The organism is Bartonella sp. LB28NMGDW (assembly GCF_042194435.1).
GTDB lineage: Bacteria > Pseudomonadota > Alphaproteobacteria > Rhizobiales > Rhizobiaceae > Bartonella > Bartonella grahamii.
Window position 1 is genome coordinate 1 of the sequence record NZ_JBHIMX010000110.1, and the last position, 941, is coordinate 941.

General features: G+C 38.4%; 1 protein-coding gene. It reads right to left on the reverse strand.

Annotation, left to right across the window (positions count from 1 at the left end):
* Nucleotides 1-61: 61 nt before the first annotated feature.
* The gene (locus ACFIKG_RS09480) at nucleotides 62-907 is read right to left on the reverse strand and encodes a type IV secretion system protein (RefSeq protein ID WP_375652220.1); all 846 of its coding nucleotides are present in this window, start codon (nucleotides 905-907) and stop codon (nucleotides 62-64) included.
* Nucleotides 908-941: the final 34 nt, after the last annotated feature.

Below are 941 nucleotides of genomic sequence, written 5' to 3' on the forward strand. Positions count from 1 at the left end.
GTTATTTTGTCATATGGATATTAAGGGCGTCTGTTACGGGAACCATTGCTTTTTATCTCATCTAGTTTCTATGTCTCCATAGATGTCCAAATGTAATTCCTTTTGCGAGAGAATTGGCAACGCTTGATAGTTTGAGTAACAGCATGATGGATATAATAGACAAGACGATAGCTCCCCCAAACATGAAGCTTATATTCTGGTCGTAATCGAGTTTCATATCGCTCAAATAGTTTGCAAAGATATTCATCATCAGATTAAATACAGTCGCTAAGAGTAGAAAGAGGATTATATAATTGACGACTTGGATTATCCATTGCTCGAAAAGGCGATGAGTTGGTTGCCAGAGCAAAGCAACGATGAAGAGAGGTCCCCATCCTACGAGAAGTGTAATAGCGAGTTTTGTCAGGAGCACGAGACCACCACCGATTGCTACGACGAGGCTTGTTGCCAGCAAGATGATGATGCCTAAGAGACTGTAAAGCAGACCATTGCCTTCGAAGAAGACAGTTTCTTGGAAAAGACGTCCTGCATATTGAAATCCTTTGGTTGCTGCTTTATCCAGTAAATTCATTAATTGTGTATTATCGAGTGGATTTGTTATGAGCGCTTTTGATAACTCATAGGGCATTTGTGTTATTAAACTCGCAATTTCATTTTGATAAAGTCCTGTGGTAAGAGCTATTGAAGTAATAATACTTATCCGTAGGAAACGATTTACAAATCCGGAGAGAGGCATATCTATAGCGCCACGAATGATGAGCCAACCATAGATGATGAAAGCGATTGTGATACCGATTGAAACAAAGGGTGTAATTGTAGCTATTGTTTTTGAGGAAAGATCCGTGACATATGTATTTGTTATCTGATCAATTTTAGTGAAAAGTTGCGTGAACACTGTAAAGTCCATGGAATTCCTCTTTAATGAATTTTCAACTTTTTAT

Excerpts from the sequence above, each read along its gene's own strand:
- ACFIKG_RS09480 (WP_375652220.1), bottom strand. The coding sequence starts at position 907 with ATGGACTTTACAGTGTTCACGCAACTTTTCACTAAAATTGATCAGATA.